General features: G+C 59.8%; 23 protein-coding genes and 2 pseudogenes. 14 read left to right on the forward strand and 11 right to left on the reverse strand.

The annotated features are described in order from the left end of the window. Nucleotides 1-87: 87 nt before the first annotated feature. Entirely contained in the window at nucleotides 88-840 is a 753-nt protein-coding gene (locus LIX15_RS06170) for a hypothetical protein (RefSeq protein ID WP_227776617.1), read from the forward strand. Between the two features lie 169 nt (nucleotides 841-1009). On the opposite strand, the gene LIX15_RS06175 is transcribed toward LIX15_RS06170, so the two are convergent. Further along, nucleotides 1010-2107: a DUF373 family protein gene (locus LIX15_RS06175; RefSeq protein ID WP_227776618.1), complete on the reverse strand. Its 1098-nt coding sequence runs from the start codon at nucleotides 2105-2107 to the stop codon at nucleotides 1010-1012. Nucleotides 2108-2427: 320 nt separating this feature from the next. Between LIX15_RS06175 and LIX15_RS06180 the strand changes: the two genes are divergently transcribed. Both LIX15_RS06180 and LIX15_RS06185 read left to right on the forward strand, forming a co-directional pair. Next, entirely contained in the window at nucleotides 2428-3297 is an 870-nt protein-coding gene (locus LIX15_RS06180; RefSeq protein WP_227776619.1) for an alpha/beta hydrolase, read from the forward strand. Nucleotides 3298-3413: 116 nt separating this feature from the next. Beyond that, nucleotides 3414-4409, forward strand: a complete 996-nt coding sequence (locus LIX15_RS06185) for a radical SAM protein (protein WP_227776620.1) — start codon at nucleotides 3414-3416, stop codon at nucleotides 4407-4409. A 150-nt stretch (nucleotides 4410-4559) separates the two neighbouring features. On the opposite strand, the gene LIX15_RS06190 is transcribed toward LIX15_RS06185, so the two are convergent. After that, the gene (locus LIX15_RS06190; RefSeq protein ID WP_227776621.1) at nucleotides 4560-4739 is read right to left on the reverse strand and encodes a hypothetical protein; all 180 of its coding nucleotides are present in this window, start codon (nucleotides 4737-4739) and stop codon (nucleotides 4560-4562) included. 417 nt (nucleotides 4740-5156) lie between these two features. On the opposite strand from LIX15_RS06190, the gene LIX15_RS06195 reads away from it, so the two are divergent. The 4 genes and pseudogenes from LIX15_RS06195 (at nucleotide 5157) to LIX15_RS06210 (ending at nucleotide 7659) form a co-directional block, all read left to right on the forward strand. After that, nucleotides 5157-5618, forward strand: coding sequence for a TRAM domain-containing protein (locus tag LIX15_RS06195; RefSeq protein ID WP_227776979.1), 462 nt, complete (start codon nucleotides 5157-5159; stop codon nucleotides 5616-5618). A gap of 49 nt (nucleotides 5619-5667) precedes the next feature. Continuing rightward, nucleotides 5668-6171: pseudogene (locus LIX15_RS06200) on the forward strand (Tfx family DNA-binding protein); the annotation flags it as partial. Between the two features lie 22 nt (nucleotides 6172-6193). After that, nucleotides 6194-6979 carry an SDR family oxidoreductase gene (locus LIX15_RS06205; protein WP_227776623.1) on the forward strand — a complete coding sequence of 262 codons (786 nt, stop codon included), beginning with the start codon at nucleotides 6194-6196 and terminating at the stop codon, nucleotides 6977-6979. Then, complete coding sequence (locus LIX15_RS06210; RefSeq protein WP_227776624.1) at nucleotides 6979-7659, forward strand: Dph6-related ATP pyrophosphatase; 681 nt, start codon at nucleotides 6979-6981, stop codon at nucleotides 7657-7659. Before LIX15_RS06205 ends, LIX15_RS06210 begins: the two co-directional genes overlap by 1 nt. Before the next feature lie 73 nt (nucleotides 7660-7732). On the opposite strand, the gene LIX15_RS06215 is transcribed toward LIX15_RS06210, so the two are convergent. The 4 genes from LIX15_RS06215 to LIX15_RS06230 form a co-directional block, all read right to left on the reverse strand. Then, nucleotides 7733-8005 (reverse strand): hypothetical protein, encoded by a 273-nt coding sequence (locus LIX15_RS06215; protein ID WP_227776625.1) that lies wholly within the window; start codon nucleotides 8003-8005, stop codon nucleotides 7733-7735. A 54-nt stretch (nucleotides 8006-8059) separates the two neighbouring features. Then, nucleotides 8060-9049 carry a mannose-1-phosphate guanylyltransferase gene (locus tag LIX15_RS06220; protein WP_227776626.1) on the reverse strand — a complete coding sequence of 330 codons (990 nt, stop codon included), beginning with the start codon at nucleotides 9047-9049 and terminating at the stop codon, nucleotides 8060-8062. Between the two features lie 79 nt (nucleotides 9050-9128). Further along, nucleotides 9129-9731: an HdeD family acid-resistance protein gene (locus tag LIX15_RS06225; protein WP_345410495.1), complete on the reverse strand. Its 603-nt coding sequence runs from the start codon at nucleotides 9729-9731 to the stop codon at nucleotides 9129-9131. A gap of 282 nt (nucleotides 9732-10013) precedes the next feature. Next, entirely contained in the window at nucleotides 10014-10325 is a 312-nt protein-coding gene (locus LIX15_RS06230) for a DUF7091 family protein (RefSeq protein ID WP_227776627.1), read from the reverse strand. A 248-nt stretch (nucleotides 10326-10573) separates the two neighbouring features. Between LIX15_RS06230 and LIX15_RS06235 the strand changes: the two genes are divergently transcribed. The 5 genes from LIX15_RS06235 to LIX15_RS06255 all read left to right on the forward strand — a co-directional run bounded on the left by LIX15_RS06235 (nucleotide 10574) and on the right by LIX15_RS06255 (nucleotide 14698). Next, the gene (locus tag LIX15_RS06235; protein ID WP_227776628.1) at nucleotides 10574-11503 is read left to right on the forward strand and encodes a replication factor A; all 930 of its coding nucleotides are present in this window, start codon (nucleotides 10574-10576) and stop codon (nucleotides 11501-11503) included. A gap of 1 nt (nucleotide 11504) precedes the next feature. Then, a complete protein-coding gene (locus tag LIX15_RS06240; protein ID WP_227776629.1) occupies nucleotides 11505-12161 on the forward strand; it encodes an RPA family protein in 657 nt (218 codons plus the stop codon). 114 nt (nucleotides 12162-12275) lie between these two features. Continuing rightward, on the forward strand, nucleotides 12276-12512 hold the full coding sequence (locus LIX15_RS06245) for a hypothetical protein (protein ID WP_227776630.1): 237 nt from the start codon (nucleotides 12276-12278) through the stop codon (nucleotides 12510-12512). A gap of 84 nt (nucleotides 12513-12596) precedes the next feature. Then, nucleotides 12597-13199 (forward strand): TetR/AcrR family transcriptional regulator, encoded by a 603-nt coding sequence (locus tag LIX15_RS06250; protein ID WP_227776631.1) that lies wholly within the window; start codon nucleotides 12597-12599, stop codon nucleotides 13197-13199. Further along, nucleotides 13196-14698, forward strand: coding sequence for an MATE family efflux transporter (locus LIX15_RS06255; protein WP_227776632.1), 1503 nt, complete (start codon nucleotides 13196-13198; stop codon nucleotides 14696-14698). Before LIX15_RS06250 ends, LIX15_RS06255 begins: the two co-directional genes overlap by 4 nt. A gap of 12 nt (nucleotides 14699-14710) precedes the next feature. Here the strand turns inward: LIX15_RS06255 and hutH are convergent, their stop codons facing one another. The 4 genes from hutH to hutU all read right to left on the reverse strand — a co-directional run bounded on the left by hutH (nucleotide 14711) and on the right by hutU (nucleotide 20537). Continuing rightward, the gene (gene hutH, locus LIX15_RS06260) at nucleotides 14711-16282 is read right to left on the reverse strand and encodes a histidine ammonia-lyase (RefSeq protein ID WP_227776633.1); all 1572 of its coding nucleotides are present in this window, start codon (nucleotides 16280-16282) and stop codon (nucleotides 14711-14713) included. A gap of 315 nt (nucleotides 16283-16597) precedes the next feature. Beyond that, on the reverse strand, nucleotides 16598-17854 hold the full coding sequence (gene hutI, locus LIX15_RS06265) for an imidazolonepropionase (protein ID WP_227776634.1): 1257 nt from the start codon (nucleotides 17852-17854) through the stop codon (nucleotides 16598-16600). Continuing rightward, a complete protein-coding gene (hutG, locus tag LIX15_RS06270) occupies nucleotides 17851-18795 on the reverse strand; it encodes a formimidoylglutamase (protein ID WP_227776635.1) in 945 nt (314 codons plus the stop codon). Before hutG ends, hutI begins: the two co-directional genes overlap by 4 nt. After that, on the reverse strand, nucleotides 18792-20537 hold the full coding sequence (gene hutU / locus LIX15_RS06275) for a urocanate hydratase (protein ID WP_227776636.1): 1746 nt from the start codon (nucleotides 20535-20537) through the stop codon (nucleotides 18792-18794). Before hutU ends, hutG begins: the two co-directional genes overlap by 4 nt. Nucleotides 20538-20624: 87 nt before the next feature. Between hutU and LIX15_RS06280 the strand changes: the two genes are divergently transcribed. After that, a complete protein-coding gene (locus tag LIX15_RS06280) occupies nucleotides 20625-21269 on the forward strand; it encodes a helix-turn-helix domain-containing protein (protein ID WP_227776637.1) in 645 nt (214 codons plus the stop codon). Between the two features lie 34 nt (nucleotides 21270-21303). Here the strand turns inward: LIX15_RS06280 and LIX15_RS06285 are convergent. Next, nucleotides 21304-22095: pseudogene (locus LIX15_RS06285) on the reverse strand (mechanosensitive ion channel family protein); the annotation flags it as partial. A 104-nt stretch (nucleotides 22096-22199) separates the two neighbouring features. Here LIX15_RS06285 and LIX15_RS06290 point away from each other — a divergent pair. Further along, nucleotides 22200-22604, forward strand: coding sequence for a DUF8146 domain-containing protein (locus tag LIX15_RS06290; RefSeq protein WP_227776638.1), 405 nt, complete (start codon nucleotides 22200-22202; stop codon nucleotides 22602-22604). The last annotated feature ends 22 nt before the right edge of the window (nucleotides 22605-22626 follow it).

Below are 22626 nucleotides of genomic sequence, written 5' to 3' on the forward strand. Positions count from 1 at the left end.
TACGGGATCCAGTATTTCGACATCACAGGCATCCGTTCGCATCAGGATTCCATTCACGAGAACGCTTACTCCCGACTCAAAGACCAGATGTTGCGCCCCGTTCCCAACGAGTACGTCGATGAAACTGCCGTCGATACCGCAATGCAGTTCGATGATGTGCGGTTGGCCCTCGGGTCGTTCGATCCGGAGGAAATTGGCGAGAAAATTACTAGTGACAGGCAGTCATCGACAACCACATCGACGCGGAGTTCTACGACAGCGACGCGAACCACCCGGCCGGAGCCGAAACGCTACCGCGGATTCGACCTCTACGGCACGGAGTACGTCTACGCTGTCTCGGAGGACGTCATGATGGTGGTGTCACCATGGCAGAAGGACAACGTGGTGGAGTACACGAAAGCTGTCATCGACGCGCCAACTGGGGAGACGAACCAGTACGCCGACGGCAACGAGTATGTGGCGGGGATGATTGGAGTCGTTGACGAAACCCACGCACTCTGGTGCTACCCGGAGGCGATAGACGGATCAACATCGCGTGGCTTCCGAAAGGACATCATCACGGGAGAGCTCAAATCGTGGCGATTCGGAACCGAGACAACCCACCTTACATTTGCAAACACCTACCCCGACACCGAGACGGCGGAGAGCGGAGAGCTGACGGATCACATCGAATCGGAGTCCAGACGGTTCGGTGCGTACGATGGACTCGATGTTGAAACAGAGGGTCTGTTGGCCTGGGCCGACGGCACCGTTCCGACGAAGGAATTCGATCATCTGGCGGCAGGCGGTCCAGACGATGGTGTCCACACCACTCACCAATCCCGTCGCAACCCCCGCTGAAGGCTACTGGAATCACCTGTGGTGACAGAAGCCCATATGGACAGCATTCCATTCCCATGTCAGGGACGCTTCCTCAAGAACGTAGCTCAGAGCGTGCTGACTACGCGTCCTGTATTCAACACGACCACTGATGCTCACCGTCGAACGAGAAGTTCGGGGTGCCCGAAGCTTAACTCACTCGCGCCCGCCCGGAGCGGGAGTACCGCGATTCCGCGATGGCGAAAATGAGCGTGCTGGTGAGTCCGAGCAGGGTTCCCGCGGTCAGCATTCCGGCGAGGAACTCCAGCGAAACTCGGCTCAGGAAGTAGGCGCTAACGGCGTACAGAACCCCGCCGATGGAGAGGACGTAGAACGGCGCGTTGAGGTACCGCCATTCGAACTCGTCGTCGAGGTACTCGTCCGTGATTTGGCCAAGGCTGGAGGTGATGCCCGCCGCCGAGAACCAGATGACTGCGCCGTAAACGAGGGAGGCGAGCACCCTGAGCGCGCCGAGGTCGGCACCGCCGCGTTCCGCTCGAACCATTTCGAGGGTTTCGACGCCGCTGACGCCGCCCACGACGAGCAGGGCCGCGGCCACGACGTAGGTGATGAGCGTCACCCGGCCGGAGTACAGGCTGTTTCTAGTCCTCTCCGCGACGTGGTCAACGAGACGTTCGAGTCCGAGTCCGCGGAACAGAATGTATAAACCGAGCAGCGCGGAGGTGCCGCCGAGAACGGCCCCCGGCATTCCAATCCGGTCTGCGAGGAGCGCGAGCGGGTAGATAAGCAGGAGGATACCGAGCGGAACCAGAAGCGTCCCGCGCGTTTCGGGGTCGTTCAACACCTGTTTGATGGTGTAGTACATCGACTCCAAATCCTGCGCCTGCCGAACGACGACTCGGCGGACGCCATCGACGGGAATCCGGGAGCGGATAACAGGGACGACGCTCTCGTCCTGCGCGCCGTCGGTGACGATGACGGTCGTAATCTCCTCGCTCGTGCTGATGCTCGCGAGGACGGTGTCCACTTCCTCGCCGACTTCCCGATTCGCGCTAATGTCGCTTCCCTCGTTTCCGGTGACGACCGCGACTTCGACGCTTTCGTCGGCGTCGATTCGATCGTACAGGTGGGCGCCCTCGAACATGACGTTCACGTCGCTATCCTCGGGGTCTGCGGTGGCGAGCGCGACCGCGGCGGCCTCGACTTCGTCTCGGCCGATGACCGGAGTTTCGAAGTCCGTCTTTCGGCCGAGGTCGTCGTCGAGGTCGACACACAGCACCAGCAGCATTGCCCGTACGTACGTGGGGGATGGTTAACTGTTTTCGGGAGAGACGGGACGAAGACGGCTTGCAAGTCGAGCGGGGGAGGAACGATCCGCGAGAAACGGGGCGAGCGTTCCGCCTCGAAATGGAGAGGAGTGAGCAGCAACGAACCGCGGAAGACGAGGAGAACGTTCGGCCTCGGAATAGCGGGCGGTGAGCGACAGCGAACCGCGAGCGAACAAGACCATCCGTGAAGAAATGAAAACAGCATGAACGATACAGAGAGAGTTGCTCGCGCAACATTAGGGTGTGTATAATAATACTGGTATGCGCACGTTCCCCGACCATGACGCAAACACCGACACGCCGCCGCCTGCTTCGGGCGGTTGGGGCCGCCACGGCGGTCAGCCTCGCCGGCTGTTCGTCCGATGACGACGATGGGACGACCACCGGGCAGGGAGCCACGAACGGAACGACGGATTCCGCGACGAGGGGAGCGACTACAGGCGGAGGTACCGAAACCGAGACAGCAGGTGAAACAACCGACGAAACCACCGAAAGTACGCCAGAGGAAACAACCAAAGAGGAGACGAGCAAGGACACCACGACGGGGACGGAACCGCCGGAAGGCGGTGGTAACGTGCAGTTTGGAACCAGCGGGGGTGCGACGGTACGGGGGACGCTTCTCGGCGATGGGTCGTGCGGTATCGTGTTCGCTCACGATAGCGGTTTCGACCGCGGCGGATGGAATCCGCAGATGAAAACGTTCGCCGGAAAGGGGTACACCTGCCTCGCCATCGACCTGAATCTGGACGACGAAAGCACGACACCAGAGTACGTTCTCGCGGCGGTTCGGTATCTTCGTCAGCGGGTCGGCGTGGAAAACGTCGTGCTCGTCGGCGCTGGTGCCGGTGCGAACGCGGTGGTTCGCGCAAATGCCCAAGCGGGAAGTGGAACCATCAACGGAACGCTCGTACTCGCTCCGGGAAAGAATGCTGACGTGGCGAGTCGGATGCAGGGATGGAAGCTGTTCGTCGTGAGCAGCGGCGACGAAAACCAGTACGTGCAGACGACGAAGCAGATGCACCAGAACGCGTCGAACCCCAAACGCCACGAGAAGGTTACGGGAGGAGCACACGGCCAGCAAGTCTTCGAAGCTAACAAAAACGAGATGAAGTCGCTACTGGGCGGGCTGCTAAGCACGGTGTGTGGCTGAGGGCAGACCGAGGGTTAGGACAGACAGTGGTCGAGGATGGTGTGCAGAGAGTAGCACACCGAGAGTGGCGTGATTCGCACGCTTTTTGAGGCTCCGCGGGTAAAACGGGATAACCAATGATTTCCAAGGGCTGTGAACAGTGCGCCATGGGGGGCAAGATGGTGCTCTTCGTATACGGCTACTGCGACCAGCGCGACTGCTTTTACTGCCCGCTCGGGGAGAATCGGAAGAACGTCACCGACGTGTACGCCAACGAGCGGAAAATCGAGAACGACGAGGACATCATCACCGAGGCGAAGCGGATGGACGCCCTCGGTACCTCCATCACGGGCGGCGAACCGCAGGAAGCGATGGCGAAGACCTGTCGGTACATCTCGATATTAAAGGACGAGTTCGGCGACGACCACCACACGCACCTCTACACCGGCATCACGGGTGGTCGGGAGAACATGCGCCGACTCGCGGAAGCCGGACTGGACGAGATTCGTTTCCACCCGCCGTACGAACTGTGGGGCGACATGCACGGAACCGAGTGGGAAGAAATTCTCTACATCGCCCGCGAGGAGGGCATCACGCCGTCATTCGAAATTCCGGGCATCCGCGCCGAAGAGGAGTTTCTCGAATTTTTAGACGAAGGCGCGGCGGAGTTCTGCAACGTCAACGAGTTCGAGATGAGTCAGGGGAACTACCGTCGGATGCAAGAAGAGGGGTACGAACTGCAAGAGGGCCACATGTCCGCCGTCGATGGCTCGAAGGAGGAAATTCTGGACGTGATGGGCGACCACGAGCGCGTCTATTTTTGCACCTCGGTGTTCAAGGACGCCGCCCAGCACCGAAATCGCCTGAAACGAATGGCCCGCCAGATTCGCCGGGAGTTCGACGACGTAACCGACGACGGCACGCTCATCTACGGCAAGACGTGGACCGCGGAGGAGCGATTCGCCGAACTGGGAGTTCCCGAGGAGTTTTACACCGTCAAATCCGACCACATCGAAGTCGCGTGGTGGTTGCTAGAAGAGATGATAGAAGAGGGCGACGTGGACAAAGGCGAAATCGTGGAGCAGTATCCGACTTACGACGGACAAGTCGTGGAACGGACGCCGTTGGCGTAAAATACGCCGCGAGCGACGGAGGAGCGAGAGGTTTTTGGTCCAGATTTTCGCGTCTCGTGAGCGAGAACACCCGAGGAAGTAAAAAGGTGGTTGTGGCAGGTTCGAGCAGATCCGTTGGCGTAAGATCTACTCTATTCGATTTTCGTCTCGTTACGTCTCTTCCAACACGAAGACGATTGCCCCGAGAATGGTGCTAAGCAGTGCTAACAGTGCGCCAAAAATGATAAATTCAGGTGCGAGCGCGAATCCGACGAGTAAGCTAACGACCCCGATAGCAATGAGCAGGCCGGAAAGCACGAACAGGCCGACAACGGCGACGATTCGGTTCATTGGGTATCACTCCCATCTTCGACATTTTTATCTTCCGAATTCTGACGAAAAGCATAGTAGACGCAAAGCAGTTCGGCGAGTGTGAGGGAGAGACCCACTCCGAGAAGTATCTCCTGTACGATAAGAAACGAGTAAAGAAACGCGTCGCGTTCCGAGGAAGCGGTAGCCGGGGAACAACCACCGAATTTTGGCAGACGACACGAACCACGCGAGATTGCAATCGACAGTATCGACGAGCGAGCGGACCGACGACCGACCGAAGGGAGAAGAGGCATTTGATCTACCGTCAGAGCTTGCTCTGACGAGCCCTCGTTCACTTCGTTCACGAGGAAGCCGTTTGCCAGGGGGCACGCCGGAGGCGCTCCCACAGGAAAAGGTTGCGGAAGTGTTTAGGTGAGTGCCACAAAATTCTCACTCATGCCGGACTGTCCACTGGCAGATAGCTGCCCCAGTTTCGAAGAACGAATCAGTGGGATGGGCTGTCACCACTACGGCGACCGCGGGGGCGCGGAGTGGTGCAACCACTACAACCAGCCAATCCGCGAACTGAAAACCGCACCCGTCCAACCGGGCGAGGAAATCGTCGTAGAAATTGACGACATTCACGAGAGCGGTTCCGGCGTCGGTCGAACTGACAATGGATTTATCGTCCTCGTGGACGGCATCCTCCCCGACGCCCGCGCGAAGGTGAAAATCACGAACGTCAAGGGCAACCACGCGACCGCCGACCCCATCGAACGTCTTCCGATGGAACCGGAGGACGAAGGCGAAGGCGAAGGCGAGAACGAGGACGACACGGAAGCGTCGGAAACGACTCGCGACAACAAGCGAGAACGTCGCGAGCGCCTCGGAAGTCGGGACAACTTCTGGGGCGGATAACCCGCCGAGTGGACAGTCCTTTGCGGGTCGGGCATGTACGCACAGGCATGCCGGAAGAAGTCGGAGGAAAAGCGATATGAGCGATGAAACCGACGTAGACGAGATTCTTCGCCGAGCAGGATTCTCCGCGGAGACGAGCGTCCTCACCCAACGACAGGCAGAGGTGTTGGTACTCCGCGAGCGAGGAGCCGCACAAGCGGAAATTGCAGACCGACTGGGTACCTCGCGGGCGAACGTCTCCAGCGTCGAAGCCAGTGCGCGCGAAAACGTCAGTAAGGCACAAGAGACGGTGGCGTTCGCGGAAGCCCTCCGGGCACCAGTTCGAATCGAGCTCGAACCGGAAACCGACCTTTACGACGTGCCGTCGCGGGTCTACGACGCTTGCGACGAGGCCGGAGTGAAGGTGAACCACGCCGCTCCCGAACTGATGAAACGGATCAGCGACGAGGCTGGTGACGCCATCGAAGGACGGGCGGTTCGCACGCCCCTGCTCATCGGTGTGACACACGACGGCGAAGTGACGGTTCGGCAACCGTCCCCCGAGGAGTTTTAGCGTTTCCCGAGAAGTTCGAAGTATGAACCTCGATTTGGAGGACAACACGGCGCTGGTAACGGCGAGTTCGAGCGGATTGGGATTGGCGAGTGCGAAAGCGTTGGCCCGAGAAGGGGCGAACGTCGTTATTTGCGCTCGCAGTGAGAACGGATTATCCGAAGCCGAACGCGAAATCGAGGCGATGGACGGCGGCGACGTTCTCTCCGTGCCGACGGATATCACCGACCCGGACGAAATCGAGGCGCTGGTCGAGGCGACCGTCGAGGAGTTCGGCGGACTCGACCACCTCGTCACCTCGGCGGGCGGACCACCGAGCGGGCCGTTTCTCGACACGACGGAGCGCGATTGGTACGCCGCCTACGATTTGCTCGTGATGAGCGCCGTCTGGTTGACGAAGCGCGCACATCCGCATCTCGTCGCCAGCGACGCCGGAACCGTCGTGAACATCACTTCGACCAGCGTTCGGGAGGCAATCGACGGGCTCGTTCTCTCGAACGCAGTTCGCCGGGGAGTCATCGGCCTGATGAAAACCCAAGCCCGTGAATTTGCGCCCGACGTGCGAGTTAACGCGGTTCTGCCGGGCGCACACGAGACGCCGCGAATTCAGGAACTCGTGGAGGCCGCCCTCGAACGCGGCGAATACGACAGCTACGAGGACGGACTCGCTGACTGGGCGAGCGACATTCCGATGAGTCGAGTCGGCGACCCGATGGAACTCGGCGACGCAGTTGCCTTCCTCTCCAGCGACCGGGCGAGTTTCATCAACGGCGTTTCGCTCCCGGTAGACGGCGGCAGACTCCGAAGCTAATGACGGAGCAAAGCGCACCGACGGAATCGGCGACCGTTCTCTCGTGGAGCGGCGGGAAGGATGCCGCACACGCCCTGTACGCACTGGGGACGGACGAAGTGACCGAGCTGCTGACGACGATTTCGGAAAACGGTCGAAGTAGCATGCACGGCGTGCGCCGGGAGTTGTACGCGAAACAAGCCGAGAGTCTCGGTCTGCCGATTCAATTTGTGGAAATTCCGCAGGAATGCGTGAACGAGGAGTACGAATCACGGATGGCGAGCGTGATGGCGGAGTACGAATCTCGCGGAATAAAGCGAATTGCCTTCGCCGATCTCTTTCTAGAGGACGTGAGGAACTATCGGGAAAGCAGGCTCGCCGAAACGAATATCGAGGGAATTTGGCCGCTCTGGAATCGGGACACGGACGAACAGATTCGGGCGTTTCTCGACGTCGGATTTCGCGCGACGGTCGTAACGGTGGACGGATCGCTGTTCGATTCCTCGTTCGCGGGCCGGGAACTCGATTCGACGTTTCTCGCCGATGCGCCGGAATCAATCGACCCGTGCGGTGAGAACGGTGAGTTTCACACGTTCGTTTGGGACGGCCCGATTTTCGACTCGCCGGTTTCGACCGAAACCGGCGAGGTCGTCACGCGCGAAGTGGGCGACGGCGAGTTCCACTACTGCGATTTGCGGTAGAACTGTGTCGTTTGTGAAAACCGAAACGAATCGAACTGGCGCGCACCGCGCCAGTTCGATTCACACGCACGATTCACTCCGATTCGATTTTCTCGAGTATCTGTTTCGCCTCGTCGCGGGCCGTATCCTCTCCGGCCTGCTTTTTGATGAGGACGCTTTGAACCTCCCAATCGTCGCTTTCCTTTCGCTTTCCGGTTCTGACCTCCGCACCCTCGGACACGTCTCGGGCGGCGTGTTCCGCCCAGTCGGGCGTCCGAATCGTGTCGAACTCGTCGGGGTCGCGGAATCGGACGTGGATATACTCGTCTTCCGTTTCGACCGATTGGATGTCTGGCATATCGGTCATTGTATCAGTAGTTCGGGAAGGAGCGTAAGAAAAGTAGTGGCTAATCAACGTCGCTCAGAATCTGTCTTCCGCCCGTAATTTTGAAACTACTTCGCGCACGCGTTGGGCATCCGACTTCGGAACGACGAGGACGCGGTCGTCGTACGATGCGACGACTAAATCGTCCACCCCGACGAGGCTTACGTGTTTGTCGCTGGCGACGACATTACCGGTCGCGTCGATAGTCAGTGCGTCGCCGAGAACGGTGTTTTCACCGGAGACGAGCCGTTCGAGTGCATCCCACGACCCCAAATCGTCCCACTCGAATTTGGCGGGAACGACGTAGGCATCGTTCGTTCGCTCCATCACGGCGTAATCGACGCTCACGGATTCAACGCGGTCGAATCCGAGAGTTGGCGCGCCGTCTTCGAGTGCCGAGACGAGAGGAGAGAGCGGTGAATCGCGAGCCTCTCGAAGGAAAGCGCTAGGCGTCCACGCGAACAGTCCGGCGTTCCAGTAGAAGCCGTCCTTTACGAACTGCTCTGCGGTTCCGGCGTCGGGTTTTTCCCGGAATTGAGCCACATCGAAGTGACCTCCGTAGTCCGCTCCGGGTTCGATGTAGCCGTATCCGGTTGCGGAGCGGGTTGGTTCAATACCGACAGTCACGACCCCCTCGGTTTCCACTGCAACCAACGCGGCGCGACGGGCGGTGGTTTCGAAGTCGCCCGCGATGTGGTGGTCGCTCGGCAGGCACAGCAAAACGCAGTCGCCGACCTGCTCGCGTATTCGGTGGGTGGCGTAGGCGAGGGCCGGACCGGTATCCTTCGGTTCGGGTTCGACCAATACACCGACTTCGGGAACGTGTTTACGCACGAGGTCTGCGTGTTCTTTTCCGGTGCAAACGAATATTTCGTCGGCGAAACCGGCGCGTTCGACGGTTTCGCATAGCAGAGAATCGTCTCCGAGAAGTGAAAGGAACTGCTTCGGACGGTCGCTTCTGCTCGCGGGATACAGTCGCGTTCCGGTTCCCCCGGCCATGATGAGGGCGACGAGCGGGCGAGTCATGTAGAAAAGCGACGATTGGTAGTCTCAAAAATCGGTCTATCTGGCTCTCACCTAATCGGCGGACAAAAACGGATGTGGCTCAGGCACCGCGTGCTTCCGTTTCGGAGGGAGCAGTTTCCTCGCGGGCCGCGGTTCGAGTTCCCTGTGCCATGAACATCATCGACACGCCGCTGACGAGCAGGTTCACTCCGAAGAGCAGTCCGACAGCCCACAGCGCGCTGGACGGGAATCCAGCCCAGATGATTCCAGCGATCACGAGCGCGAGAACGCCGCTCACGACGATCGCACTCCACCCTTTTTCACCACGAGCTTGGAATCCCATGACTATTTCGAGGACGCCTTCCGCGAGCAGGAACGCCACCACGAGGATGGTCAGCGTCGTCAATCCGAGAACTGGATTCGACAGCAGTGCGACACCGGCGATTGCGTAGACGACCGCGAGTAGGGCTTGAACGACGAATCGCTTCCATCCACCCGAGAAGGCGTGTGCCACGTGAACGAGCGCCCCGACGATCAGTAACGCTCCGAGCAGAATCGACAACGACACTCCCGCCACAAACGGCGAAAGGATGGCGAGGACGCCAATTACGGCGATGATTCCGCCGGCTATCATTGCAGTTCGCCAGGATTTCTTCGCGGTACTTGATACCATTTCAGCACCGCTCTCTACTTTTGTGCTCATTGTTATTTTCCCCGACTATTGGATATGCTAGCCAACGATATAAATAATGTTAGCCATTTGAAGAAAGTTCCCGAGATCGAACCGTTCTCGGGAGTTTTTTCCCCTGAGAGCAGCTCCATCTCTCGAAATACGAAACGCCCTTTATAGTAAATTATTTTATATGAATTATTACATAGATGTGTATTTTATAACAAATTGTTCGATCAAGTTTCCAGAATGCACTGTCGTCGCTCGATTTGCATCACGGTAGTAAAAATCATATTTCTGTTATTAGTTCCACGGTTACCACGTCTCGATTGTTCGCTCTCGTATATCCTCCACACACCCTTCACAGGCGGGATGTTCGGCATCGAAACATGCCGGACGACCTTCCTTGTCAAGTCGCGCCGCCCGACGTTCGGCGTATCGCCGACAGACGATTTTCGCCCGTCCGTGTTCGTCCTGTGGCAAGTCCGCGAGCGTAGTATCTCGGGCATTCCGGTAGGCTTCCCTCGCCTCCTCCATCTGCTGGTCTGCCGACTCCCGCGTTTCGGCATACTTCTTGCCCACTTCCCTGAGTTTGATACGAAGGAAGCGTTCGAGACGGTCGTCCATACCGCACGTTGGTGGTGAAGGAATGAAAGGTTTCCCCGACGCAGTTCGCACGGAATCATCAGCGTAAACCGGGAGAATCATATCAGAAGTGAGGTTCAGCGATCCGAATTCTGTTATGGCGATAACAGCCAGCCAACGGGCTTCAGCCTCGTTTTTCACTTCCGCTCTGCCCCCGCGTAACCTTTTATACTATCGCGAACCAACCACCGTATGTCTCCCATAGAAAACGAAGTGGAGACGGAACAACCATGACCGATGTGCGACAGCATGCGGAAGAAATACACGAACAGTTCTCCGACCATCTCGACGTGACCGTAGACGACGTAGCGTCGCGTCTCGACAGCCTCGTCAACGAGTACAAAGTGCCCATGGAAGAGGCACGACGAAGCGTTACCAGCCACTATTTGGACGAGGCCGGACTCGAACGCGACGACATCCGAACCGGCGGTACCAGCGATGTGCAAGTCGAAGACATCGAAACCGACGAGCAATGGGTGAACCTCACGGCCAAGGTCGTTGACCTCTGGGAACCGCGTAGCGATTCGGTCGGCCAAGTCGGTCTCCTCGGCGACGAGACGGGCACCATCAAGTTCACGAAGTGGGCCAAATCCGACCTGCCCGAACTCGAAGAGGGTACCGTCTACCGACTCGGCAACGTCGTCACGGACGAGTACCAGGGCCGATACTCGGTGAAACTCAACCGTACTACGACTGTCGAGGAACTCGACACCGACATCGAAGTCGGCGACAACGCGACCGAAATCCAAGGCGCGCTGGTGGACATCCAATCCGGCAGCGGCCTCATCAAGCGATGTCCGAAAGAGGACTGCACCCGCGTTCTCCAGAACGGGCGCTGTTCCGAACACGGCGAACAGGAAGGCGAGTTCGACCTCAGAATCAAGGGCGTCGTGGACGACGGAATGGACGTTCACGAGGTCATCTTCAACGAGGAAGCGACCGAGAACCTGACCGGTATCGAACTGGAAGAAGCCAAACAGATGGCGATGGACGCACTCGACACGACCGTCGTAGCCGACGAAATGCGAGAAAAAACGCTCGGTTACTACTACCGCGTATCTGGCCCGACCATGGGCCGATACGTGCTGGCGAACGATGTCGAGCAACTATCCGGGCCGGTGGATGCGGAAGCGGCGCTAATCAAAGCGAGGTCGATGTAACATGAGTGGAGCACCTACCAGAGAAGTCGCACGCAGGGCGTTCGCGGCGGAGTTCAACGACGCGAGTTACACGTTCAAAGAATCGGACGACGAGCGCGCGCCGGTCTACTTGCTCCTCCCCACGGGCGAACGAGCGAACCGCGTTTTCGTCGTCGGAACGCTGACCGAGAAAGAAGACGTCGGCGAAGACAGCGAATACTGGCGCGGCCGGGTCGTTGACCCGAACGGCGACACGTTCTTCGTCTACGCTGGACAGTACCAACCCGACGCCGCGGCAATGCTCCGCGAACTCGAAGCCCCGGAGTACGTCGCCATCGCCGGAAAACCGCGAACGTACGAGATGGACGACGGAACCGTAAACGTCTCGCTCCGACCGGAATCCATCACCGTGGTTGACGACGCGACGCGCGACCGTTGGGTGGTCGAAACCGCCGAGCGAACCCTCGAGCGTATTTCGACGTTCGACGACGAAGCGAATCGCTACGCTGCCATGGCGCGAGAGGAGTACGACCGACCGGTCGAATCATACCGAGAAAACGCCATTCGGGCGCTCGAAAGTCTCGATACGGGTGGAGGATCGAGCGATAGGGAAACCGAGATGAGCGACGGCGGAACGAGCGAGGAAGCGGACGGAGAAAGCGAAACGCCGGTTCAGTAGCAAGACGCCGTCTATCTTTCGAAAGTAGTCGGGCGAAGATTTTGTCGAACAGGGAACCGTCTACCGAGCAGTTTAGTGCTCGAAACCGCCAACCGCAGAACCTTACAGGAAAATATGCCAGACGAGCGGACATCACCGAGCAGTGGGTGGAAGGAGGTGTACGACGCGATGGAGACGGATACGTCCGCCGAAAGTCCGGCCAATCCATGTCCTACCTGTGGAAGCGAATCAAATCGCGTTTTTCAACGCGTGTTCGAGTGCGAGGAACACGGTGTGTGGGCACTCGACAGGGGAGGAAATCCTCACCCGGGACGGAGCACGATAGGGAGGAAACGATTCGAAGCCGATTAGTTGGTGATTGAGAGTGTGACACACTTCGTCTCGAAATACCTTTTACTGACTAACCAGTCAGTCAATGCACGGTGAATATCGGAAGTGAACAGTGAAACAGAAGACGAACTGATGCAGGCCACCTACAGCGCCCTCTGTAAGAACGGCTACGCATCGCTCCGAATGCAGGATATTGCGGACGAATCCTCGAAAAGTAAGGCGACGCTCCACTACTACTACGACAGTAAACACGAGTTACTAAGCGAATTTCTCGACTATCTGTACGAGTCCTTCGCCGAGCGTATCGAGGCGGACGAAGACGAGGCACCCGATGAACAGTTGTTCGAACTCATCGAACTACTATTCGAACGGGACGATTCGGACAGTCAGCGTGAGTTTCGAACGGCCATCCTCGAAGTCAAGGCGCAGGGGCCGTACGACGACACGTACCGCGAAAAGCTCGAAAAATTCGACCGACTGCTCCACGACAGCATTCAAGCAATCGTGGAGTCGGGACAGAAAGAGGGTGTCTTTCTGACGACAGCCAGCGCAGACGACATCGCGGATTTCGTCGTCACCGTCATCAACGGAGCACAAACCCGACACGTTTCGGTGAATCACGATGTCGGTCGAACCAAACGAATGCTCGTCCAGTACATCACCGAGCAACTGCTCGCCGATGGTGCGACGGAGGGGATCCCGGGATGAGTCTCCGCAATCGGTTGAGCGCGTTGTTCAAGTCGTCGGACGAACTCGACCTCACGTCGGGAGAAATAGGAAAGCCCCTGCTCTATCTTTCCTTTCCAATCGTCATCACGAATCTCTTCCAGACGGCGTACAATCTCGCGGACACCTTCTGGCTCGGTCAGTACAGCACGAGCGCACTCGCGGCGATTTCCTTCGCGTTTCCGATGGTGTTCTTGCTCATCGCGCTCGCGCTCGGGCTGTCGGTTGCCGGGAGCGTGTTGGTCGCGCAGAACGTCGGTGCAGGACAGGAGCGGAAGGCCGAATACGCGGCATCGCAGACGGTCACGTTTTCGATAGTAGCCTCGCTCGGCCTCGGGGCCATCGGATACGTATTCGTAGATGAGTTCCTCGATTTACTCGGAGCGAGCGAAGCGGTCGCTCCGCTTGCGACGTCGTACATGCAGGTGTTCTCGGCGGGATTAGTCGCCGTGTTCGGATTTGCGGTGTTCATCGCGCTGATGCGCGGTTACGGCGACACCGTGACGCCGATGCTCGTCATGTTCGGTTCCGTCGTGTTGAATATCGTCCTCGACCCGTTCCTCATCTTCGGCTTCGAAAGCAACCCGCTGTTCGGCTATCTCGGTCTTCGCGGCCTCGAAACGACGATGCTCGAACTCACGGCGTACACCGGTTCCGGTATCGAAGGAGCCGCGATAGCGACCGTCTTCTCGCGGTTTCTGGCACTCGCCGTCGGACTCGTCATCATGTTCCGCGGCAACCGAGGCGTTCGAATTCGACTCAGCCAGATGACGCCCGATTTCGGATACGCGAAGCGAATCGTGGACATTGGCATTCCGGCTTCCATCGAAGGAACCGGCCGCGCGCTGTCCGTCAACCTACTCCTGTTCATCATCGCGGCGTTTCCGGAGACGGTCGTCGCGGCGTACGGAATCGGGACGCGGGTGTTCTCTGTCATCTTCCTCCCGGCCATCGCGTTCTCGCAGGGCGTCGAAACGATGACGGGGCAGAACATCGGTGCCGGAAAAGTTGACCGCGCAAAACGGACGAACCACTTCGGCGCGAAGGTGATGTTGATAACGCTGACTGCTTTCGGAGTTGTCGTCCTCGTCGCGGCCGAACCTATCGTCTCCGTGTTTACGACCGACCAAGACGTAATCGAAGTCGGTGTGACATTCATGCGCTACACGGCGTTGACGTTCGGTTTCATCGGCGTCATGCGCTCGTACAGCGGCGGATTCCGCGGCGCGGGGAAAACGATGATTGCGGCCGTCATCTCGATTCTCATGCTCGGCGTGATTCGCTTTCCCGTCGCGTGGTTCGGCGCGGACATGGTCGGGTCGGAAGGTATCTGGATGGCGTTCGCCGTCTCGAACGTCGCCGGTGGAATCATCGCCTACCTTTGGTTCCACAGGGTGTCTTGGGACGACGTTGACGTCACTCGCGGTGGAGTTCCGGGCGAGGTAGCGGACAAAGAGGCGGATGTCGCCTCGAACGACTGAGACGAGTCGAACCTATTCCAGCGATTCGCCCAGCGCGTCTTCGACGCGCGCTTCGAGGAGGCCGGAATGGACGAGCGTTTCGGCGGTCGAGATATCCTCGTGAATCGGTCGGTCGTCGGTCAACGGCGGCACAACCTCGCGAACCGCGTCGTAGGCCGCGCCGGTTCCGACGCCGTGTGAGAGGTCGTCGTCGATAAATTCGCTCGCCTGCACGCCGCAGAGGAGCTCGATACCGACGACGGCGAGCGCGTTTTCGACGGCCCGGCGAGCATTGTACGCGCTCTGGGCGCTCATGCTGACGTGGTCTTCCTGATTGCCGCTGACGGGCGTGTTGTCCATCGAGGCGCGACCAATCGATCGATTTTCGTTCAGCAGCGCCGCGGCGGTGTACTGGGCAATCATGTATCCCGAACGCAGACCGCTGTGTTCGGTGAGGAACGGCGGAAGGTGTGATTCCTGTACGTTCGGGTTGAGCATGCGGTCAACGCGGCGCTCCGAGATGGCTGCGAGTTCCGTGACGGCGTTCGTCAGGTAATCCAGCGGAAGCGCGAGCGGGTCGCCGTGGAAGTTGCCGCCCGACAGAACCGCGGCGTCACCCGCACCGCTGGCACGGCTGTTCACCGCGTCGGCGGGGAAGATGAGCGGGTTGTCCGTCGCGCTGTTGAGTTCGATTTCGACCGCTTCGCGGAGGTGGGCGACCGCGTCCCGAACCGCACCGTGAACTTGCGGGAGACAACGAATCGAGTAGGCGTCTTGCACCCGGTCGCAGTTGCGGTGCGATTCGACGATTTCCGAATTGTGGGTGAGTCGCTTGACGTTCCGCGCGGTTTTCGCGTGCCCGTCGTGCGGGCGAATATCCACGATAGCGGGGTCTGCGGAGGCGGTGGTTCCCATCGTCACTTCGGTCGTCAGTGCTCCCGCAACGTCCGCCGCTCGAATCGCGCGCTCCGCGTCCCGAACCGCGAGGGCGGCGAGTCCGACCGAGAGTTGGGTTCCGTTGATGAGCGCCAAGCCCTCCTTGGCCGCGAGCGTCACCGGTTCGAGACCGACGGTTTCGAGGGCGTCCGCGCCGGACATCTCCGTTCCATCCGCGGTTGCGGTTCCCTCGCCCATCAGCACCAGCGCGAGGTGTGCGAGGGGGGCGAGGTCACCGCTCGCGCCGAGGCTTCCGCGTGATTTGACGACGGGGTGAACGCCCTCGTTCAGCATCGTCACAAGCTGGTCAATCACGAGTTCGCGGATGCCGGAGTAGCCCTTGACGAGCGCGTTGATTCGCCCGAGCATCATGGCGCGAACTTCCTCGCGGGTCAGTTCCCGGCCCGCGCCCGCGGCGTGGCTCCGGACGAGGTTGGATTGAAGCGTCTCAATGTCTTCCTGTGGAATTCGTTCGTCAACGAGTTCGCCGAATCCGGTGTTGACGCCGTACACCGCCTCGCCGCTTTCGACCACCTGTTCGACGCGCTTCCGGGCGGTTCGAACGCGCTCTCTGGCGTCCCCGGAGACGAAGACGGTCGCGTCGTCCCGCGCGACTTTTTCGACGTCTTCCGGCGTGAGCGATTCACCGTCTACTCGAATTTCGGTCATTTCGTCATCAGCTCCTTTGCGGAGTTCTTGGCTGTTGTAGCTGTCGTGGGTAACTGAACGCAGATACAGTGACCCCGAAAGCCCTCGCGTGCTATGCTCGCGTGAACCGGCCTGCGCGAGAAACCTCGCTCACGAGGTGGGTGAGCACTGGAGCGAACGCCCGTGAGTGAAGCGCGCAGTCGGTTGGGGAGGCGCGTGGGCTGTCGCGGGGCGGCGGTTTCATTGGAGTCGGCAACAATCCTCGATAAATCGAACGCGGAGTCAACGACAGACGAACCAACTCCAAATCCGATTCCACTCCCTCCAATCCGATTCTTACACACGATGTACCACCTCGCCGCCTTTCAGCACCGTCTCCACCGCGTTCACGCCGAAGTTGTACGGAACGTGGACGTAGCTGGGAGCATCGAGAACGGCGATATCGCCCGACGTTCCGGGCTGAAGCGTCCCCGACCCGTCCTCCATATCCAGCGCCATCCCGGCGTGTTTCGTTCCCGCGACCAACGCTTCCGCGGGCGTCATTCCCATTTCGACGCAGGACAAGGATGCGGCGAATCCCATGCTCTGTGAGTAGCAGTTGGGGTTGAAATCCGTGGCGACCGCGACGGGCGCACCGGCGTCGAGGAACGCACGAGCGTCGGCGAACTCGGCACCCAACCCGAAGGCGGTTCCCGGAAGCAACACCGGAACGACGCTCGACTCGACGACCGCCTCGACGTCCTCCTCCGTCGCATAGAGCAGGTGGTCGGCGCTCGTCGCTCCCAATTCCGCGGCGAGTTGCGTCCCGCCGATGTGCGCGAGTTCCTCGGCGTGAACTTTCGGCGTCATACCGTATTCTTTGCCTGCCCTTAGCACGCGCCGAGACTGTTCGACGGAGAAGACGCCTTCCTCGCAGAACACGTCGCAGAACTGCGCGATGCCCTGCTCTGCGACCGCCGGAATCTGTTCTTCGACGACCTCGTCAACGTAGTCGTCCGCGTCCCGATTCTCCGGGATGGCGTGCGCGCCCATGAACGTGGGAATCACGTCCACCGCGTGCCGGTCGTCGGCGCGGGCGATGACCTTCAGCATCCGGAGTTCGGTCTCGGTGTCGAGTCCGTAGCCCGATTTTATCTCCACGGTAGTCGTCCCGTGGGCGAGCATGGTGTCGAGCTGCGAGACCAGGTTCGACAGCAGTTCTTCGTCGCTCGCCTCGCGTACTGCGCGGACGGTTCGGAGAATTCCGCCGCCTTCAGAGAGAATTTCCTGATACGTCTTACCCCGCAGTTTCGCCTCGAACTCGTCCGAGCGGTCGCCCGCGAACAGGGCGTGGGTGTGCGAGTCGATGAAACCCGGAATCACGGCTTTCCCGCTGGCGTCAACCGAAAGCCTGGCATCCTCGGGCGGGTATTCACGGGTTACGGGGCCGGTCGCGCCGATTCTTGCGACTTTCCCATCGACCACGGCGACTGCGGCGTCTTCGTAAATGCCGAGCGAGCCATCTTCTTCGACGGTCACGATTTCCGCCGCGTCGTGAACGACTGCCGTGAGTTCGGAGTCGTTGCCGCCGTATTCCGAATCTCGGGTGCTCATTCGCCACCTCCGAGCGTGGAGAGGAAATGCGCGATTGCCCGCGCACCCGCCTTCGCCGTCAGTTCGTTCTCGTCCAGCGACGGCGCGCATTCGACGACTTCGAAGCCAGCGACTCGCGAGTCGCTGGCGACCAGTCGGAGCATCCGAAACAGTTCCCTGGTCGTGATTCCGCCCGGCGTGGGCGCGCTAACGCCGGGTGCAAACGCGGCGTCGAGAACGTCCAAATCGACGCTGACGTAGATGGTATCGACGTCCCTCATCGACTCCAGCGCGGTGTCGATGGCCGAAACGGAATCCTCGCCGACCTCCTCCGCGGTGACGATTTCGCCGCCTTCCTCGCGGACGAACGCGGCGTAGTCGGCGCTCGTCTCGAAATGACGAGCGCCGACGCAGGCGTAGACGTCGAGACCGTCGCCGAGTTCGGAGTCGAACAGTTGGCGATAGGGCGTTCCGCTGGTCGGAGAGTCCCGAATTTCGCGCACGTCGAGGTGTGCGTCGAAATTAATGACGCCGAGCGAGGATTCCTCGGTGAGCAGATGCACCGCGTTGGCGTAGGTGAGCGAGTTGTCGCCGCCGAGGAAGACGGGGAACGTGGATTCGTCGTGAATCGCGCTGGCCGCGGTGTGGGCGAGCGACTGGGCTTCTTCGACCCATTCGGCGTCTTCGAGATTGGCGACGTCGCCGAGGTCGCCGACCGACCGGATTGGCCCGGCGTCGAAGTGGTGGGTCTTGATTGCGGCGAGTTGCTCGCGGAGCGCCGACGGCCCCTCGCTTGCGCCCCTCCTGCCGATAACCGCGCCGTCGTAAGGTTCGCCGACGATGACGGCGTCAAACTCATCTACGGTGTCGAGGTCGGTTCGCTCGACCACGTCGCCGAACTGCTCGTCGTTCGGGTCGGCGGACGTACCCTCCCAGTCGAAGGCGTGAGTAAATTCGCTCATTCGCTATCACGCATCGGAATCGAGACGTTTGATTTTTCCGCTTGGTCGAGTGCAACGTCGTAGCCCGCGTCGGCGTGTCGAATCACACCCATGCCGGGGTCGGTCGTGAAAACGCGACGAGCTTTTTCAGCCGCGGGGTCGGAACCGTCCAGAACCACGTGGTTGTTGGTGTGAAGCGCGTTGCCGATACCGACGCCGCCGCCGTCGTGGACGGAGACGATGTCCGCACCCGCCGCGCAGTTGAGCAGGGCGTTGAGAATCGGCCAGTCCGCGACCGCGTCGGAGTCGTCGCGCATGGCTTCCGTTTCGCGGTTCGGGCTAGCAACTGACCCCGCATCGAGGTGGTCGCGAGTGACGACGATTGGAGCCTCGATTTCGCCGTCCGCGACGAGTTCGTTGATTCGGAGTGCGAATCGAGCGCGCTCTGTAAGGCCGCCATCGTCGGTGTCGTATCCAAGCCAGCAAACCCGCGACGGAAGTCCCTGAAACTCGACTTGATCCTGTGCGAGGTCAATCCAGCGGTGGAGTTGCTCTTTTTCCGGGAAGAGTTCGACTACCGCCTCGTCGGTTCGGTGGATGTCCTCCGGATTGCCCGAGAGCGCGGCCCAGCGGAACGGCCCCTTCCCTTGGCAGAAGAGTGGCCGGATGTACGCCGGAACGAATCCGGGGAAGTCGAAGGCGTTCTGCATTTCCCGGTGTTCTTTCACCTGCCCGCGGATGTTGTTGCCGTACTCGAAGGCGATTGCGCCCGCGTTCTGCATATCGAGAATCCCCCGAACGTGGCGTTCCATCGTGTCCAAACTCTCCGCGACGTATTTCTCGGGGGTTTCGTCGCGGAGTTCGTCGGCCTCGGAGACGGAGTATCCCGACGGATAGTAGCCTTCCAATTCGTCGTGCGCGCTCGTCTGGTCGGTGATAACGTCCGGAACGAACTCCCTGTCGAGCATGCCCTCCAGCATGTCGGCGGCGTTGATGTGGACGCCGACCGAGTACGGTTCGCCCGCTTTTGCGGCCTCTCTTGCGTTTTCGATAGCTTCGTCCAAATCGTCTGTTTTCTCCATGCAGTATCCGGTCTCAATGCGACGGTCGATTCGGGATTCGTCCACTTCCGCCGCGATACAGACGCCGTGGTTCATCGTCACGGAAAGCGGTTGTGCGCCGCCCATTCCGCCGAGTCCGCCTGTGACGACGATTTTGCCGCGCAGGTCGCCGGAAAAGTGTTCGTCCGCGAGCGCGGCCAACGTTTCGTACGTTCCTTGGATGATGCCCTGCGTACCGATGTACGCCCACGACCCGGCGGTCATCTGCCCGTACATGATGAGACCCTTCGCTTCGAGTTCGTGGAAATGCTCCCAATCGTCCCACTTGCCGACGAGGTTCGAGTTGGCGATGAGGACGCGAGGGGCACGTTCGTGCGTCGTGAATCTCCCGACGGGTTTGCCCGACTGAACCAGCAGGGTTTCGTCGTCGTCCAGCTCGCGCAGCTCTGCCAGAATCGCCTCGTAGGCGTCCCAACTACGGGCCGCCCGTCCGGTGCCGCCGTAAACCACGAGGTCTTCCGGTTTCTCGCCGACATCCGGGTCGAGGTTGTTGTTCAGCATGCGGAGGGCCGCCTCCTGTCGCCAACCCTTACATTCGATGTCGGTTCCGGTCGGTGCACCCTGATACTCGCGCCACTGAGCGCTCGGTTCTCCCACGCTGTGCGTCTCGGCTCGTTCGTTCGTTTCGGGTTGCTCGCTCATTGTATATCATACGCGCGCGAACCGCAAATACCTCAGTCCCTGCGTATGGAGGTTTCTTTAAATATCCCGAGCAGGAATCGGAAAACGATGCACGAGGTCGTACTTCGAATCGACGGAGACAGCGCGTGCGCCGAGGCGACCCGCGGAACCGAGACAACCATCGAACTGTGGTGTAACGACCACTGTGATCTCCTGCACGTTAGCGGGCGAGCAGGCGCAGAAACACTGGTACAGCTCGAAGAACTCGTCGGCGTGCAGGAGCTGTTGGTCGAAGATGACGAACGGTTGGCGATGACCGAGACATGTCTGAAAGACCGCGAGACGGACACCATCGAATCGTTTCTCACTCGGCACAGTTGCCTGCTGGTGCCACCCTTGCGATACGCAGACGGCGAGAAGTGGTGTCGGGTACTCGCGCTCGATTCGGGTAACTTGACCGAACTATACCGCGATTTAGTGGACGAATTTTCGGTAACAGTCGAGTCGAAGCGCGAGATTGCCGCGATTCCCGGCGACAGACCGCTTCTCACACCGGAAACGGCGATTTCCGACCTATCTTCTCGTCAGCAAGAAGCGCTCGTCACCGCGCACGAGATGGGTTACTATCGAATTCCGCGTGGGGCGACGACCGCCGAAATCGCCGACGAAATGGGCGTCGAGCGCCGAACGCTGGAAGAACACCTTCGACGGGCGGAGAACAAACTGGTCGATGGTATGGTTGCCTTCTACTGAAGTCACTCCGAGAGTGAAATACCTCTTCGTCGAAGCGGCGGTTGACCCTGCTGAAGAACTCGGAGCGGGCCGCCACGAACTCCGCGTGATCAGGGTTATCTATCCAGAATCGCACCTGGACACTAACACCGGAGTCGGTCATATCGACGATTCGAATAGACGGTTCGGGGTCGTTCGAGACCTCGTCGTGGTACTCGGCCTCCTCTAACAGAATTTCGCTCACCGCATCGACATCCGCTTCGTATCCGACGGTGAACTCGTGGCTGATTCGGAGTGTGTCGCCGGCAACCGGATTTTTCACCGCGTCGGTCGCGAGCACGGAGTTTGGCACCGTGATGAGTTCGTTGTCGAAGGTTCGAACGCGCGTCACGCGGAACGTGATATCCTCGATGACACCTTCGTTTCCCGTCCACTCGATCCAGTCGCCGATGTTGAACCGTGGATCGGTGACTATGAAAACGCCTGCAACGAGGTTCGATGCGATGTCGCGGGTTGCGAACCCGACCGCAATAGTCAACGCGGCCGCGAGCGTCGCGGACGCGCCGAAAACGTCGAGCCCGGCGAGGTCGAGCGCCAACAGTATCCCTGCAAACCAGATGGCCGCGCGAAAGACGCGCAGTATCGCTCCCCGAATGGTGAGATTGACGTTTCGAATCCGGAGCGCGCGCTCGGCCAACGGTTCCAGCACGAGTCGGCCGAAGACGTAGACGACGGCGAGCGAAGCGACGAAGACCGCCACATCCCCCGATGTACTCCGGGATTTTATCGAGCAGTTCCGCGTTGTCGAGCGACGCTCCGAATGACGACTGAAGCCGGGCGACGACACCTGCCTGCACGTCTATTGCCGATGAACGAAGCACACCTTAGAGTTGTGGCTCTCAACCGTCTGGCGAAACCTTAAGTAGTGGTACATCGCTAATATACACAACGATGGGCAACAAAAACAAAACTATCTCCTTCCGGGTCAACGAGGATGCCTTCGAAACCCTGCGGGAGATTGCGGAAAAGCGCGATATTTCGCTGTCGGCGGTGTTCCGCGATTACGTTGATATGCTGGTCGCCCACGGCGGAAAAGTGCAAGTGGTGCCCGAGAATCAGGTCGAAGAGACCGGCGACACTTCGTTCCCGCCGAAAGTCGAGGTACCGAAGAGTTTCGTTCGCGAGCACGAGCGCCTCGAACTGGAGGCCGACCACCTCCGCGACCAACTGCAAGAACACAAGCAGTACGTCCGCCATCTCAAGGCGAAAGTGGACGATGACGACGAAGAGGAAGTTATCCAGTTGGAGGAACTGGACGACGAACTGGAAAACGACGAGCCGTTCCGACTCGGCTGAGTCGGTCGAACCGCCTCGACAG

The sequence above is a fragment of the Haladaptatus pallidirubidus genome (genome assembly GCF_020700235.1).
Taxonomy (GTDB): Archaea; Halobacteriota; Halobacteria; order Halobacteriales; family Haladaptataceae; genus Haladaptatus; species Haladaptatus pallidirubidus.